This window comes from Sinomicrobium soli (genome assembly GCF_003285545.1).
Lineage (GTDB): Bacteria > Bacteroidota > Bacteroidia > Flavobacteriales > Flavobacteriaceae > Sinomicrobium.
The window spans coordinates 392652-408623 of sequence record NZ_QLNV01000003.1; the positions used below are offsets into that span (position 1 = coordinate 392652).

The 15972-nt window shown below is 46.6% G+C and carries 15 protein-coding genes and 1 tRNA gene; 5 read left to right on the forward strand and 11 right to left on the reverse strand.

Going from position 1 to position 15972, the window contains the following annotated elements; translation table 11 throughout:
• Nucleotides 1-106 precede the first annotated feature (106 nt).
• The 4 genes from DN748_RS05495 to DN748_RS05510 all read right to left on the reverse strand — a co-directional run bounded on the left by DN748_RS05495 (nt 107) and on the right by DN748_RS05510 (nt 6963).
• Nucleotides 107-3535, reverse strand: coding sequence for a TonB-dependent receptor (locus tag DN748_RS05495; RefSeq protein ID WP_161554476.1), 3429 nt, complete (start codon nt 3533-3535; stop codon nt 107-109).
• Nucleotides 3536-3763: 228 nt separating this feature from the next.
• On the reverse strand, nt 3764-4888 hold the full coding sequence (locus tag DN748_RS05500; RefSeq protein WP_112370761.1) for a FecR family protein: 1125 nt from the start codon (nt 4886-4888) through the stop codon (nt 3764-3766).
• A gap of 259 nt (nt 4889-5147) precedes the next feature.
• Nucleotides 5148-5732: an RNA polymerase sigma-70 factor gene (locus DN748_RS05505; RefSeq protein WP_236636796.1), complete on the reverse strand. Its 585-nt coding sequence runs from the start codon at nt 5730-5732 to the stop codon at nt 5148-5150.
• A gap of 370 nt (nt 5733-6102) precedes the next feature.
• A complete protein-coding gene (locus DN748_RS05510) occupies nt 6103-6963 on the reverse strand; it encodes a diacylglycerol/lipid kinase family protein (RefSeq protein ID WP_112370763.1) in 861 nt (286 codons plus the stop codon).
• 73 nt (nt 6964-7036) lie between these two features.
• Between DN748_RS05510 and DN748_RS05515 the strand changes: the two genes are divergently transcribed.
• Entirely contained in the window at nt 7037-8002 is a 966-nt protein-coding gene (locus DN748_RS05515) for an App1 family protein (protein ID WP_112370764.1), read from the forward strand.
• A 21-nt stretch (nt 8003-8023) separates the two neighbouring features.
• Here the strand turns inward: DN748_RS05515 and DN748_RS05520 are convergent, their stop codons facing one another.
• The 6 genes from DN748_RS05520 to idi all read right to left on the reverse strand — a co-directional run bounded on the left by DN748_RS05520 (nt 8024) and on the right by idi (nt 11430).
• Complete coding sequence (locus DN748_RS05520) at nt 8024-8866, reverse strand: alpha/beta hydrolase (RefSeq protein WP_112370765.1); 843 nt, start codon at nt 8864-8866, stop codon at nt 8024-8026.
• Nucleotides 8867-9003: 137 nt separating this feature from the next.
• A tRNA-Thr gene (locus DN748_RS05525) sits at nt 9004-9077 on the reverse strand.
• A gap of 71 nt (nt 9078-9148) precedes the next feature.
• On the reverse strand, nt 9149-9418 hold the full coding sequence (locus tag DN748_RS05530; protein WP_112370766.1) for a hypothetical protein: 270 nt from the start codon (nt 9416-9418) through the stop codon (nt 9149-9151).
• A gap of 42 nt (nt 9419-9460) precedes the next feature.
• Nucleotides 9461-10432 carry a type I phosphomannose isomerase catalytic subunit gene (locus tag DN748_RS05535; protein WP_112370767.1) on the reverse strand — a complete coding sequence of 324 codons (972 nt, stop codon included), beginning with the start codon at nt 10430-10432 and terminating at the stop codon, nt 9461-9463.
• Nucleotides 10433-10492: 60 nt separating this feature from the next.
• Nucleotides 10493-10903, reverse strand: a complete 411-nt coding sequence (locus DN748_RS05540; protein ID WP_112370768.1) for a 6-pyruvoyl trahydropterin synthase family protein — start codon at nt 10901-10903, stop codon at nt 10493-10495.
• Nucleotides 10900-11430 (reverse strand): isopentenyl-diphosphate Delta-isomerase, encoded by a 531-nt coding sequence (gene idi / locus DN748_RS05545; protein ID WP_112370827.1) that lies wholly within the window; start codon nt 11428-11430, stop codon nt 10900-10902. Before idi ends, DN748_RS05540 begins: the two co-directional genes overlap by 4 nt.
• Before the next feature lie 179 nt (nt 11431-11609).
• Between idi and rlmB the strand changes: the two genes are divergently transcribed.
• The 4 genes from rlmB (at nt 11610) to DN748_RS05565 (ending at nt 14757) form a co-directional block, all read left to right on the forward strand.
• Complete coding sequence (gene rlmB, locus DN748_RS05550) at nt 11610-12353, forward strand: 23S rRNA (guanosine(2251)-2'-O)-methyltransferase RlmB (RefSeq protein ID WP_112370769.1); 744 nt, start codon at nt 11610-11612, stop codon at nt 12351-12353.
• Nucleotides 12354-12394: 41 nt separating this feature from the next.
• Nucleotides 12395-13213: a 3-deoxy-8-phosphooctulonate synthase gene (gene kdsA, locus DN748_RS05555; RefSeq protein WP_112370770.1), complete on the forward strand. Its 819-nt coding sequence runs from the start codon at nt 12395-12397 to the stop codon at nt 13211-13213.
• Between the two features lie 269 nt (nt 13214-13482).
• A complete protein-coding gene (locus tag DN748_RS05560) occupies nt 13483-13647 on the forward strand; it encodes a YqaE/Pmp3 family membrane protein (RefSeq protein ID WP_112370771.1) in 165 nt (54 codons plus the stop codon).
• Entirely contained in the window at nt 13648-14757 is a 1110-nt protein-coding gene (locus DN748_RS05565) for an endonuclease/exonuclease/phosphatase family protein (RefSeq protein WP_112370772.1), read from the forward strand.
• A gap of 2 nt (nt 14758-14759) precedes the next feature.
• Here the strand turns inward: DN748_RS05565 and DN748_RS05570 are convergent, their stop codons facing one another.
• On the reverse strand, nt 14760-15965 hold the full coding sequence (locus DN748_RS05570; RefSeq protein ID WP_112370773.1) for an NAD(P)-dependent oxidoreductase: 1206 nt from the start codon (nt 15963-15965) through the stop codon (nt 14760-14762).
• Between the last annotated feature and the right edge of the window lie 7 nt (nt 15966-15972).

The window sequence follows — 15972 nt, forward strand, 5'->3', positions numbered from 1 at the left end:
CGGATATAAGACCTGTCCGCTATCAGGCAGGTTTGATCACCAGAATAATCATCGCCCTATATATCCGAAAATTATTTCAACCATGTCGATCATCGGGATCTTTGAATTAAAATGAAATGTTCAGGCCAAAACTGATTTTCCTCAGAAACGGGTAATACCCTCCGGAAGTAATGTTCCTGACCTCGGCGTCCAGACCTTCTTCGAGGTGATCGAAGGTGAACAGGTTTTCCCCTGAAAAAAAGATTCGTGCCCTGGTCAGGTTAACGGCTTTTAAAAACCTCTCGGGAAGGGAATAGCCCAGGGTGATATTTTTCACACGAAGGTAAGCGCCATTCAATAAATATTTGGTTTGAAGACGCCTGCTGACTTCCGTATTGCCTCCTGCTTCAGGATACATTCGCGGATAATAGGCATTCGTGTTTTCAGGGGTCCAGTAATTCAACTGATTTGCAAATATTTCCTGAAACTGACTTCGGTATGGCCAGAACACTGCGGTGTTGATCCATCGGTCTCTTTTTCCTACTCCCTGAAGGAAGAAGGTCAGATCAAAATTCCTGTAGCTTGCACTTCCGTTGATCCCGAACTGATATCTCCTGTTTCCCTGGTTACCGATAACCTTTCGGTCTCCCGGATCTTCCAGTGTGTTATTGCCGTTGGTGATCACTCCATCTCCGTCCAGATCGACAAAACGGATATCTCCGGGGTTCTGCCTGGTTTCATAGCCCTCATAGGCAGGAACCCCCTCTTTTAACACCCCTCCGGTCAGGTCTTCATTCAGGGAACCTTCCACAAAATCGTCTACGGTATAAAAACCGTCTGTAACGTAGCCCCACAATTCGCCTATTTCCTGCCCTTCGTAATAATCACTGATCAAACCGGCTTCGTTCTTAAATTTTGTGATGAAAGTCTGGTTGTCGGAAAGGTTTAATCCCAAGGAATACCCAAAACTGTTTATCTGGTCTTTCCAGGAAACTTCCAGGTCCCAACCTTTTGTTTCCAGATCGGCCACATTCTGTAAAGGAGCCGAAGCCCCTACAACAGCAGGTAATTCAGACCCAGGGGCCAGCATATCCAATGTCTTTCGGCGGTATATATCAAAACTCCCGTTAAACCTGTCCCTGAACAATCCTATATCTATCCCGAAGTTTACAGACCGTACGGTTTCCCACGTAAAGCTATCGCTCACCAGGGACGGGGGGTTTAATGTCAAATACCTGATATTGGTTTCCGGGTCGATCCACTGGGCATTATAAGAACTCATTCCCGGGATAAAGGGATAGTCACTCCCGGTGACCTGGTTACCAACTTCACCCCAGGATCCTCTCAATTTTAAAAGGGATATAGAATTTTGCAAAGACTCCATAAAATTTTCCTCAGATATGATCCAGCCTGCGGATACCGAAGGGAAAAAACCAAAACGGTGTCCCGGTGGAAAACGGGAGGACCCGTCATACCTGGCATTCATTTCAAGAAGATATTTCTCCTTGTAATTATAATTGACCCTTCCGAAATAACCTGACACAGCATATTCGCTAAAACTGTCACTTCCGGATATTAAGCCGGTACTGGTTGAAATGGAAGGCACCTCACCGCTGATTACATCTGCCCTCCTGATGTTAAAATATTCATACTTGCTACTCTCCTGGTTGGTACCCGCGAGTACACTGAAATTATGACTGCCAAAACTCTTGCTGTAATTTGCATAGAAGTTAACGGCGTGATAATTCGTAGCACCGCTGGATCTTCTGTAAAACGTTTCATCATTAAGAAAATCCACTCCATACGTATCAGGGTCCAGATAGCGGGTTCTTAAACCAGTCTCGCGGGCATTGCTTGTAGATTTGTCAAAAGTATATTCCCCGGTTATTTTCAGGTTTTTCAACGGCTCGTATTCCAGTTTTCCGTATAGCCTTATGTCATCTCCGAAATGTTTTTCGGGTGGTTCGTTTTCCAGGATGTTGTTTGATGTACCGAAAGGGAGTTCCTCTCCTTCAGCAGTGAAGCCGGTACCAGTGGGAGCAAAAGAACTCAGGTTGACGGCCCTGCCTATAACATTACCGAAGTTTCCGGGAGTCTTTCTGGAGTCATTTTTATAAAACACATTTACAGTCCCTCTCAGATTATGGGTCAGGTCCGTATTCAGAAAGGCATTCAGGTTTATCTTCCGGTAGCTGTCCTTGTCTGTGATCATAATACCATCAGCATCATTATACCCCACCGAAACCCGGTATGAAGTACGCTCCGAGCCACCACTAAAGGACAGATTGTGCAGGTGTTCAAATCCGTTTTGAAAGAACTTGCCATAGAGGTCCTGGTCTGCCAGAGGATAAATGGTGCCATCGATATCTGCATAACCCTCCGGGTACTGCCCCGGATCCTGCCGGTATTGCCCCAGTAATGTAAGCCAGGTCGGTATATCCTGCCCTGTCCAGGCATTCTGGTTCCCGAAATCGGCCAAAGCCTGCACGTGCTGTAACGGAGAAGCTTTTACCGGCAGATTACTTGCACTGGTAAACGTGAAGTTTGACGAATACTCAAAACTGATCGGCTGTCCCCGTTTTCCTTGCTTGGTGGTAATCAATATTACGCCAAAAGCCGCGCGTGCCCCGTAAATAGAGGATGCGGCCACATCTTTTAATACGGTCACCGTTTCAATATCCCGGGGATTGATATCGGCAATACTCATCGGTACATTATCAACCAGTACCAACGGCTGTCCTCCGTTAATCGACTCATACCCCCGTATCCTCATGTTGAGTCCCTGAGAACCCGGCTGCCCGGAGTCAGAGATCACCTGAAGTCCCGGTGCCGCACCCTGAAGTGCCTCCGCAGCATTCGCCAGCGGACGGTCGGCGACTTGTTTTTCCATATCCACAACACTGACAGCTCCGGTTAAGTTGACCTTTTTCTGCACTCCGTAACCGACCACTACAATCTCTTCCAGGGCCGAAACACTTTCCTCGAGAACAATACTCAGGTCTGTTTGCCCGCTTATCAATACCTCTTTGGTAGAAAACCCCACATAAGAGACTACCAATGTTGCATTCTCACTTGTTACATTTAAGGAGAATTTACCATCAAGGTCGGCTGTCACTCCATTGGACGTTCCTTTTTCCACAATACTTGCCCCCGGAAGAGGATTTCCATCTTCATCCGTTATTTCTCCCCTGATTAAATCCTGAGCATAAGCTAATTCAATATCTTCTTTTTGGGGCAAGGAAACAGGGACTTCCCTCCGGCGTACCAGATAAATCCGCCGGTCGTTTATATTAAAAGTGGTCGTGGTATTTCCAAAGATCTTATTTAAAACCTCATCTATCCGTGCTTTATCGGCCCTGATAGAAACAGTACGCTCCAGATCGACATCCTCAATCTTATATACAAATTGAAATTCCGTTGTGGTCTCAATCTCATTGAGAAGTTGTCCCACCGAAACAGTGTCGGGTTTTAAGGTAATTTTAGTATGCTGCGGATAGCTGTTATTGGCCTGAAGCGAAAAAAAGGTGACCAATAAAAAAAGTATACTCAATTTCATTTTCAGGTCAAATTTAAATACAAGGCTTTGGCTTCTTGTTCTATTAAGAAGTTTTTTCATACTTTTAAAGTGTTTTTAAGGTAATTAATTTACTTTGATCACTCTTACCAAATCGGGAAATGGTTCCAGCATTTTCCGATTTTTTTATTTCGCTGTCTGAGTGATACCCGGGTTATCAGTTGTTTCTGTTCATAGATATTCTTTTTATGTTAGTCATTTACTCCGTTGTTATTTGATCATTACATCCGTTTCGTCAATTTCGTAATCAATTCCGTAATTGACCTTGAGTTCCTGCAGGACTTTCTCTATGGGCTGGGTGCCGAAATTGGCATTGAATTTCTTGACCGCCAACTCCTTGTTTTCATTCACAATAGACACATTATAATGCCTTTCCAGCTTTTTAATAATATTGCCGAAAGACATATTGCGAAAGATGAGTTCCCCTTCCATCCACGAGGTGTACAGGCTGGTTGTTACCTGCTCTCTGGAAATCTTTTTCTCTTTCTTATTAAAACTGCCTTTAAACCCCGGTTTTAGCACTACGACATTCGATGGGTCGTATTGCTTTCCCGCTTCGTATAAGCTAACAGCCCCTTCTACAAGAACTACGTCTGACGTTTCATCTTCGGGATATGCGGAGATATTGAATTTTGTGCCCAGAACCCTGATATTCACATTGTCGGTGACTACTATAAACGGGTGTAACGAATCTTTTTCCACCTCCAGAAAGGCCTCCCCGGTAATATAAACACTTCTGTCCCGTCCTTTTAAAAACCGGACCGGATATTTTAACGAAGATCCTGCATTGAGGTATGCCCTTGTACCATCAGATAAACGCAATTCAAAGGTTTTGCCATAAGGCACTTTCAGGGTATTGTACTTCAGATCACCAGTTCCGTCCCCTCCGGAATAAACAATTTCCTTTCCTTTTTGCCGGCCTATGACACTCCCGTCATTTCCTGTTATGGCAAGAGAACCGTTTTCCTCGATAATCCTTAAACTACCATCTTCCAGTTCCAGGGTAATGGCATTTTCCGGGATTGCCTTACCGGTAAAAAGACCGGAATTATAAAAATAGAAATACCCCCCCGATAAAAGGCCGGTAATGATTGCTGCTGCAGCGACAGCAACCTTCCAGCCCCGTTTTGAAGCTGTATGCGAAACAGTTCCAGCCTTCACCTTATCCCATATACGCTTTTTCTCCCTGCTTTTAGCTGCTTCATTTATAAAATGCAGACTGTCATCTTCCGAAGTGAGTTTTTCCTCAAATTCATCGAGAAGTCGTTTTTCTTCTTCCGTAATCGTACCGTTCAGATATTTGTCCAGCAGTTTTCTAAAATCGTGTTCTTGCATAATCGTATTCCTGTAACCTTAAGAATCAAAACGCCGGCGGAACTCACTTATAAAAGTGTTTTTTAACATATTTTTAACATCTGTAAATAAAAATTAGGTGAACAAACCTGAATCATTTATTTCGAACAGGCAGATCAATAGGGTCGTTTATACGGCAACCCACCAGCCTTCTGTACTATGCCAATACTATGGCAGACTGATAAAGGGTCATGACAGAAGTGGTCTTCAAAAAATCAGGGATGCCATATTCGATGTCAATCTAAAAAACAAGAAAAAAATATAAGAAAAGTGAAGTAATGTGAAGCGTAGTTAAATGTTGCCTTACAGTCTTCAAAGCGAGTGAAACCTGATTTTCTACAGATCTTTTCGATATTCCCAGCTTAAATGCAATCTCCTCATTCGTTGCCCCCTCCATTTTACTTAACCTGAAAATCTCCTGACACCTCGGAGACAATTCATTCAACGATCTGTTTATCTCCTTCTCAGTCCACTCCAGGTTGTGCCGGTTTTCAATATCAGGACGGGTTAATGACAGGGAATCAATAATTTGAAGTTGTGTAGTATTAAATTTATTGTTTTTTAAATATTTATAACACCCGTAACGGACGGAACGAAAAATATAGGCCTCAAAATTGGTGATTTCCAATTGTGTTCTCTGGTGCCATAGATTTATCCATATTTCCTGAACAACATCCTGTGCCACCTCCCTGTTGCGAAGAATGGAATTTGCCTTTCGGAACATGGTTTCCCAATACTGATCAAATAAAACCCTGAATGCTTTTTGGCTACCGTCTCTGAAATTGGCAAACAACAATTCATTTGTATAAGATTTTTTTGGCAACACTATTATCAAAAATTCAATTATTTCCTTACAGAAGTGATAAATATATAAAAAAGTATTTCGTTTTTAAAGATAATTAAAACTTTATTCCCGGATCAACTATCGGACGAAAACTTAAATTCATTGGCCTTATATACCTTTTGTCATTTTAGCGGAAATACGCCATACATAGCCGTTACCCAAAACACAACACATTTAAAAACAGAAACCTACATCTTTTATTTCAATTAAAACTCCTCCCTGAGGTCGTATATTTTTCAGAATGTGTCTCCTGATTTGTCTCACGGTAAAGAAAAAACTGCCTTGTAAAGGTTGCGTTACCTGCAGGTTAAATATTTGTAATATATAACCTGAAATTTGTTTCCTGAAAAAATCATTCCGCCACAACAATTTCCAGTTTTTCAGGAACAACACGGGCCCTTACCTCAGAAACAGCCTGGCAGTATTCTCCGTCCACCTGGAAAGCTACGGGCTCTTCAGTGGTTATCCTGGCTTTTTTTACGGGAATGACTTCCATAAAACCGGTAGAAGGCTTTTCTGTTTCCTGTAGAGTTTTTAAAATTTCCAGAACGTCTAATTTTTTAAAGATGAGTATTTCAAAGATCCCGTCATCAATACTACCGTCGGGATTTATCACTGCGCCGGTCCCGAATTTCTTACTGTTGGCAAAAGCCAGCATGATCCCCCTGGCCCGGCAGGTCCTGTTTTCGGTCTCTATGGTAAAATCATAGGGGCCCTTACTCCGGAATAAAGCGGGAATGGAATTTAATGCATATCCCAGTTTCCCGCGAAGGAAACTGTTTTCGTATTCCTTGATCAGTTCGGCATTCAACCCGAGGTCACTGATATGCAGGCACAGTTCCCCGTTCAGGGAAATCGCGTCGATCTTCCGGGTTTTCGCTCCCAGGGCTACCGCTATGGCCTCTTCCGGAGAAAGCGGCAGTCCCAGGTCGATGGCCAGACCATTGGCAGATCCGGCAGGAATAATCCCGATGCTTACCGGGTGCTCGCCCATAGCTTCGGCTGCAAGTTTTATGGTACCATCTCCCCCTATGACCACTACGCGGTCGTATTTTCCGAAAAAAGACCTGCGGAGCCTTTCGAGATCGTCTTTCCCATTCGTTTCAAAAATATGCAGATCGTCTTGGGAATTCAGCCGATCTTTTATTTTTTTGATGTATGGTTCTTTATCATTATCTCCGCTTACGGGGTTTACAACCAGCAACAGTTTCATATCTTGTGTATCTGTAAGAGTATTAAAAGTATGAATTCTACTGAAGTGATAACGTTATATTTTGCTTAAATCTATGGAAGCCGACCTTACCATTTACCGGGGATATGCCAATGACAGGGAAATTGTGGTCATGGGACATGTATTCAAGAAGTACGCCCCGGATTCTTTTGACCTGGACAAACGCTGGTACAAACACGCGTGGGCTGTGATCCGGATGTTCAGCATAAAAACCATTGCCGACACAGAGGTCGTTTTCCGTTTTAAGGATACGGAGATAAGGACAAAAACCCTGAAAGACGGGCATTTCAGGATAACCGTTCCTTACCGGAATGTACTGGAAAGCGGTTGGCACCGGTTTACGGTAGAAACGGTCATCGAGGGCATTACGACAAAAGAAGAAGGTGAATTTGTAAAGCCCTATGCCGGGGAATACGGGGTAATCTCCGATATAGACGATACCTTTCTCATATCCCATTCCCGGAATTTTTTCATGAAACTTTATGTCATGCTCACCAAAAACCTGAACAAGAGGCATGTTTTTAATGAAGTGGTGGCACACTATCGCCTTCTGAACCGGCTCGGGCGCAAAGACAAGGACACCAATAATGCTTTTTTTTACGTGAGCAGCAGCGAATGGAACCTCTATAATTTTATTATCCGGTTTACCCAATTGCACCAGTTTCCCAAAGCGGTACTGCATCTGAAAAAAATAAAAACGGGAATTGCCGATTTCCTGTTTACGGGGAGCGGCGATCACGATCACAAATTTCACCAGATAAAACACCTGGTGGAATTTTACCCGGAATTGCGGTTTGTTTTACTGGGAGACGACAGCCAGCAGGACCCGTTTATCTATGAAAAGATCTCCAAAATTTTCCCGGAGAACATCAGTACGGTATACATCAGGAAGACCAGGCGGGGCAAACCGGCGGAAAAAGTGGAAAAGGCACTGGCTGCCATGAAAAATAGGGGGGTCAGAACATGCTATTTTACTTCCAGCAGCGAAGCGATGAAGCATACACTGGAAAAACTGGGATAAAACCAGGTTTTTTTAAAATAATTACATTTTCCGGGCACTCTGACCGTCATTGTCCTTACTGAAAAAAACATTCATGAATTCCAGCTCATACCCGACAATACCGGCCCAGTATTCCCAGGTATGTCCTCCCGGATTGGAAATAAAGGTATGCGGAATATTGCGGTACTGCAGTTTCTCATGCAGCCTGACATTAGCGTCATAGAAAAAATCTTCCGTCCCGCAGGCCAGGATAATATCGAGGGAACCGGGATTCAGAAGATAGATCATATCAATGACACTGTTCGAGGTCCAGCGGTCGGGGTATTGTGCCTGCGCACCGAGGTAATCGGATATTTCCCAGTTGCCCGGAAAGGGTTTAAGGTCGACTCCCCCGCTCATACTACCGGCCACCCCGAAGGTATCCTGGTGCCTGAACGCCAGGTACAGGGCCCCGTGCCCTCCCATGCTCAGGCCGGTGATCCCCCTGCCTTTCCGGTCCCTTATCGTACTGTAATGCTGGTCTACATATCCGACCAACTCTTTGCTTACATAAGTTTCATACCTGCTTCCCCGTTTCACGGGACTATCGAGATACCATGAAGAATATCCGCCGTCGGGACACGTTATGATCATATTATACCGGTCGGCGTACTTCTTCAGGGCCGGTACGCGGTTTACCCAATCGGCATAGTTGCCGGAATAGCCGTGAAGCAGGTACACCACCGGGTAGGACACCAAGCTATCATACCCCTCCGGGGTAATGACAACGGCCCTGATATTTTTGTTCATGGACGTACTATAGGTTTCCACCGTATCTACTTCGGCCGAAAAAGAGGACATACCGACAAGGCAGCATATGACAGACAGCAAGGTTCTGGTGTTCATGATTATGTGATCGTTTCAGGTTGAAAAAATAGCGCTATATACAAATAGCGAACCTAAAGATACATATCCCGGGGCATACTTTTGTCATATATCTTACATCCATAAAAAAAACCCTCCGTTTCCGAAGGGTTTTTCTGAGCCGGCAGAGGGATTCGAACCCACGACCCCGAGATTACAAATCACGTGCTCTGGCCAACTGAGCTATGCCGGCCTTGGTATGCCTTAAAAGCGGTGGCAAATATAAAATGGTTTTTATTTTTTACCAACCTTTTTTAAAAAAATTTACGCCAGGGCATTCACTTTTTCTATAAGTGCTTCGGCTTTCTTTTCCAGCTCCCCGTTCACCTCTTTTAAATAGGCGCTCCTGTTTTCCTGATTCCTGTCGTTTACCTTTTCGATCAACGCGTCAAAAGTTTCTATCGCTTCGTCGATAACAGCATTTCCCGCTTCCGAATTATGATTTCCGGTAGCGGCCTCCCAGAGATACACCGCTTCAATGATATCGCCGAGAACATTGTTGATATTCTTCTTAAGGTCTTTTACACTTGCCATGATTATGTTATTTGTTTTTCTGCAAAGTTACACCAAATTAATCTATCCGATAAACACTTCGAGAAGTTTGGCCCCTTCTGCGATAATATCCACTTTATCGGCACCGGCCGGAACAAGCAGGGTCTCCCCCCTCCGGAGTTGTTCTCTTACGCCCCCGGTTTCCACCGCTGCACTCCCTTCCACACACATATAAATGGTAAAGGAATCCCTTTGGGACAGGTCGTGCTCCAGGTGGCCTTCCACCTCCATATAATCGGTATTGAAATAAGGACAGTGCACCATTTTGTTAGACACGTTCTTTTCCCGGGTATAGCTTACCTTAAAATCGTCCTTTTTTGTATAATCTATGGCATCCAGGGCCAGTTCGGTATGCAGTTCCCGCAGCTTACCGTCCTTGTCTCTCCGGTTAAAATCGTAGATGCGGTAGGTGATATCCGAGGTCTGCTGTATTTCGGCCAGCAATACCCCTGCCCCTATGGCATGTACCTTTCCCGTACGTATAAAGAAGGTGTCTCCCTCTTTTACTTTCTCATAGTTCAGTAGCTCCGTAAGGGTATTGGCCTTCAGGTGACCGGTGTATTCTTCACGGCTCACATCCTTGTTAAACCCTACGATAAGCTCCGCACCTTCATCGGCCTGCATGATATACCACATTTCGGTTTTCCCGAAAGAATTGTGGCGCTCCCTGGCCAGGTCGTCATGGGGATGCAGCTGTATGGACAGGTCCTGCCTGGCGTCGATAAACTTGATCAGGATGGGAAATTCGGAACCGAACCGTTCAAAGACGTGTTCGCCCAGTAATTCCCCTTTGTAAGTGTCGATCAGTTCCTGCAGGTCCTTGCCTTTATAGTCTCCATTGATCACGACAGACACATCGCCTTTTACGGCGGAAAGTTCCCAGCTCTCCCCGGTAATATCGCTTTCAATCTCTTTTTCAAGCTCGTCGTGCAGCTTGGTGCCCCCCCAGAGACGCTCCTTGAGGATGGGGACAAATTTTACAGGATAAGATTTCATTTTCAGATCGTTAAATATGATAGGTCTTGTTTTTCTGTTTACAATAAGGGTATCCTCAGGTCATGTTCCCGAATAAGTAACAAAATTCCGGGCGGTTTCGTATAAGGTGACCTCCAGGTCGTGTTCTTTTTTTATAAAAGGTCTCAGCTTGTTCCATATCACCACGGCAATATTCTCGGCGGTAGGGTTCAGCCCCTTAAAATCAGGGACATCCAGGTTGAGGTTCTTATGGTCGAATAAGGCTTCTATCTTATCGGCGATAAGATCCTTGAGTATCTTGATATCCATTACAAAACCGGTCTCCGGGTCGATCTCCCCGGTCACGCTTACAATGAGCTCGTAGTTATGCCCGTGATAATTGGGACTGCTGCATTTGCCGAATACCTCTTCGTTTTTTTCCGAAGTCCAGTTCCGGTTATATAACTTGTGCGCAGCATTAAAATGTGCTTTCCGGCTTACCTTGACCCTCATGATGATATGTTTTGCATTAGGTGATCGTAAAACTTCCCGAATATGATCCTGAACCACGCCGTATACAATTCCGGGCGGGCTTTTATATCGTTCCTTACCTCTTCGGGATATACCCACTTCCAGTCGCCTACTTCTTCGGGGTTGGGTTGGGGGGCATCATTATACCTGCCGATCAGCACATGATCGTATTCGTGTTCGGTAAGCCCGTTCTCAAAAGGGGCTTTATATATGAACGAAAATATCTCTTCCAGATCAGTGGTAAATCCCATCTCCTCCGTCAGCCTGCGCTTTCCGGCTTCCACAGCGCTTTCTCCTTCCCTCTGGTGACTGCAACAGGTGTTGGTCCACAATCCCGGGGAATGATACTTCCCTGCCGCCCGTTGCTGTATCATGGTCTGCCCCTCGTCGTTCATGACAAATACAGAAAAGGCACGGTGCAATACCCCTTTTTCATGAGCCTCCATTTTAGGCATAAGCCCCAGGGGTTCATCCTTTTCATTCACCAGAATCACTTGTTCTTCCCGCATGTCTGTACTTTTATCTGTTGTTCCGTATCCCGGGAGGAGGCGTTTTACCACCACTCCTGCTGTGCCGGGAAGAGTCCAAAAATACAAAACCCCTCCCAGCTGTCATAATGAATTAAGAGCACTTTTAGATTTACGGCAGGAATACACAACCACAGCTTCTTTTTCCTAACTTTGCACCCATGCAAAAAGATAACCAGATATTCGGTATCAGGGCAGTGATCGAAGCTGTACATGCCGGCAGATCCATAGATAAGGTGTTCCTTCAGCGAGGGCTTAAAGGCCCGTTGTTCAGCGAACTGGAAACACTGCTGCGGCGGGAACAGATCAATATGTCATTTGTACCCCTGGAAAAACTCAACCGTTTCGGCAACAAAAACCACCAGGGGGTGGTTGCCCATATATCTCCCGTCGGATTTCACGACCTGGAAAACCTTGTCATGCAGACGATCGAATCGGGAGATACGCCCTTCTTTCTGCTCCTCGACCAGGTGTCTGACGTAAGGAATTTCGGGGCCATCATACGTACTGCCGAATGTACGGGAGTACACGGTATTATCGTTCCGAACAAGGGTGGTGCCCCGGTCACGGCCGATACCGTAAAAACCTCGGCCGGTGCCGTTTTCAATGTACCCCTGTGCAAGGTACCGCATATCAAGGATGCCGTATTTTACCTGCAAGCATCGGGTATACAGGTGGTGGCCGCTACGGAAAAAACGGACGCCTCCGTTTACGACCTCCCCCTCTCACAGCCCACAGCCATTGTCATGGGGGCCGAAGACAAGGGAATATCCCCTTCCATTCTCAAGGCAGCCGATCACAAGGCAAAACTCCCCATGTCCGGCAATATAGGCTCCCTGAATGTGTCGGTGGCCTGCGGGGTATTTTTATACGAAACCGTCAGGCAACGGCAAAATAAATCTTAAATTTAAGCTGATATTACGACAATACTTTTAACATCGTACCTATGAACATCAATGCCATTCCGCAGATAAATCACACTACCTCAGGCAATTTCTTCCTGCTTGCCGGCCCCTGTGCCGTTGAAGGCGAAGATATGGCCATGCGTATTGCAGAAAAAGTGGTAAGTATTACCGATAAACTGCAAATACCCTATGTATTTAAGGGAAGCTTTAAGAAAGCCAACCGCAGCCGGATAGACAGCTTTACCGGCATAGGGGACGAAAAGGCCCTCAAAATACTCCGAAAGGTCTCGGAAACCTTTCACGTGCCTACCGTTACGGATATTCACGAGATAGACGATGCCCGGAAAGCCGCCGAATATGTGGATATACTGCAGATACCCGCTTTTCTGGTACGCCAGACCGACCTGCTCGTAGCTGCGGCTGAGACCGGAAAAACGGTAAACCTGAAAAAGGGGCAGTTCATGAGCCCGGAAAGCATGAAACACGCCGTACAAAAGGTGCTGGACTGCGGTAATGAACAGGCCGTGATTACCGACCGGGGTACCATGTTCGGATACCAGGACCTGATCGTCGATTTCCGGGGCATTCCCACCATGCGGGAATACGCACCGGTAGTCCTGGACGTCACCCACTCCCTGCAGCAGCCCAACCAGACCAGCGGGGTTACCGGCGGAAGGCCCGATATGATCGAGACCATAGCGCGGGCAGGAGTAGTGAACAATGTGGACGGTCTTTTCCTGGAAACGCATTTCGACCCTGCCAGTGCCAAAAGCGACGGGGCCAATATGCTGCACCTGGACCACCTGGAAAAACTGCTGACCCACCTGGTGGCCATCAGGAAAACGGCGAACGGGCTGTAGTTTGGTTCTTCACAGGTAGTTCTTGGTGTTCAGTTCGTCAACCGGGATCGCAGAAGCGCCGGAAATCCCTCCCCCGACCAAGAGCCGGGGCGGGGACTATGCAGGATGACAACTTCGAGCTTCCGACCTCCGGCTTCCTCCCTCATTCAAAATGAATAATTTAAAATTCAGCATTCGGCACAGGCTGCCCTGCAATTTTATATCTCAAAGTTGCCGGGTTGCGGATAATGCATTATCTTAGTAGGGATAACCTTCAAAATACAGCGTATATGAGTGTCCTTAGAATAATCTGTGCCATTCTTCTCCCCCCGCTGGGAGTATTCCTTACCGTGGGATTCAAAGGTGCTTTCTGGCTCAATATCCTGCTCACCCTCCTGGGGTTTCTCCCGGGGATCATACATGCCGTATGGATCATTGCCAAACATGACCAATAAATGGGAGCCCTGCAGGTAACGGCCATTACCCTTTCCTCCTTTTTTGCTCTCGCTACACTGGCCGCCCGGATACGGATGGACGACTGGTGGATACGCATGTTCGATTTTCCCAGGGTACAGTTATGGGGTATCGGGCTGGCTGCACTGGTTCTGGCCCTATGCGCTTTCGACACCGCTTCCCCGTGGTTCTATATCTTATCCGGTATCGTACTACTGCTGTTGGTATACCAGGGAATAAAGATATGGCCCTATACCTTTTTACATCCGAAAGAGGTGTACCGTTTTAAGGGAAAAGAAGATAAGAGCAACCGGATCTCTGTACTGGTCAGCAATGTGCTCACCTCCAACCGCAATACAGGCAAGCTTCTGGAGCTTATCCGGAAAAAGAATCCCAGCATGGTGCTTACCCTCGAATCGGATTCGTGGTGGGAAAAGCAGCTGGATGTACTGGAAAAGGACTATCCGTATACCGTAAAGATCCCGCTGGACAATCTCTACGGCATGCACCTGTATTCCAGTCTCGAACTGGAGGATGCCAAAACCATGTACCTGGTAAAAGACGATATCCCTTCCATCGAAGCCTATGTAAAACTGCCCTCGGGCAAAAGGGTAAAGATATACTGCCTGCACCCCATGCCGCCCAGCCCTACCGAAAGCGATACCTCTACCGACCGGGATGCCGAACTGCTCCTGGTAGGGAAAAAGGTGAGCAAAAAGGAGGAAACGACCATAGTTTTCGGCGACCTCAACGATGTGGCATGGTCTTATACCACCGTATTGTTCCGCAAAATAAGCGGACTACTCGACCCGAGGATCGGCCGCGGGATGTTCAGTACCTTTCACGCCGGTTACTTTTTTCTGCGATGGCCGCTGGATCACCTGTTCCACTCCAATGATTTTATGCTTAACGGTATACAGCGCCTGCCCGGCATGGGATCTGACCATTTCCCCATTTATGCCGACCTGCAATACAGACCCATGGCCGAAAAGGTACAGGAAGAACCCGAAGTCGACAGGGAGGACAAGGAACTGGCTGCCGAAAAGATCGATAAGGCAGACCCGATACTCAAAAAGGAAAACACACAATACAAGCGGCCGGCGATATCCTGACCCTATTCCTTTCCGTCTGCATAATCCTGAAGATAGGCATACGCGGGGGTCAGTTTTCCCTGAAACGTCATTCTCGCCCGTTCGAGTATTCCTTCTTTATCACCGTCAAAAAAAGCCGGGATAACATGCCTGGAAAACATCTCCCCGAAGCCTTCGCTGGCATCACGTGGCAATTCACAGGGCAGGTTGTCCACAGCCATGACGGTAATGGCATTTTTTTCCCGGTATCCCACCTCTTCCCCGCTATGCGGATCGTATCCGTATAAGGGTTCGGCTATGGTAGAGGCCCTTATGGTAGCGGCAACAGGCCCGTCTATATCACAACTGATATCGGCGATCACCCGGATACGGAAATCGGGCGACCGCATATCTTCCCGGGTAATGATGGGAGGGGCTCCCTCCCCGTAAAAATGCCCGGCGATATACAGATCGGTTTCCCTGGCAAAACGGAAAAAATCAGAAACATAATCTCCCGGGTTCTGATAAAAATCTTCGGGAGAAAACACTTTTCCATCCTTCCTCTTATTGTATTCCGTCACATCGATCTGGCAATATACCGGCCCTTTGGGGTCTGAAGCGAGGTATTCCTTATATCCCACCTCTCTCAGGCCGATCCCCTCCAGGATTTCCCGGGCGCCGGCACCTACCCGGCCCTTCCCGGTGAGCAGTATCTTCATACCGGGAAACCGGACACCCCTCAACACGGTCAGCAACGCCTCCATATCAGGAAGCGTCCATGCCCCGGGCAGGTCGTAAAGACCTGACCTCAGCCCGTATGCCCTGAGCCCGTTGTAGGTGCCCACAATACCGGCATACCGCCCGAAAGCCACCAGGCGCTGCCCCGAGGGCGCTGTAATCACTTCGTGATCGTAAAGCTCTATGTTTTTGTCGAGAACGGCCCGTAACAATTCCCGGTTATAGGGTTGTTTTTTAATCGTATGCGAGAAGAAAAAATACTTCTTTCCCGGGATCAGGGCATCCACAGGAACCTCCTTGACCCCGAGAAGTATATCACAAGCCTGCATATTTGCGGTCACCGGGATATGCTCCGCCTCATATTCTTCATCCCGGAATACCCGCATTTCCGAAGGTTCTACACATAATTCCACTTCCGGAAACTGCTGCCGGATCTTTTTACAGGCTGCAGGAGAAAGCACGACCCTTCTGTCGGGCGGATTTTTTCTTTCCCTGATGATCCCTATCCTCATATTAACA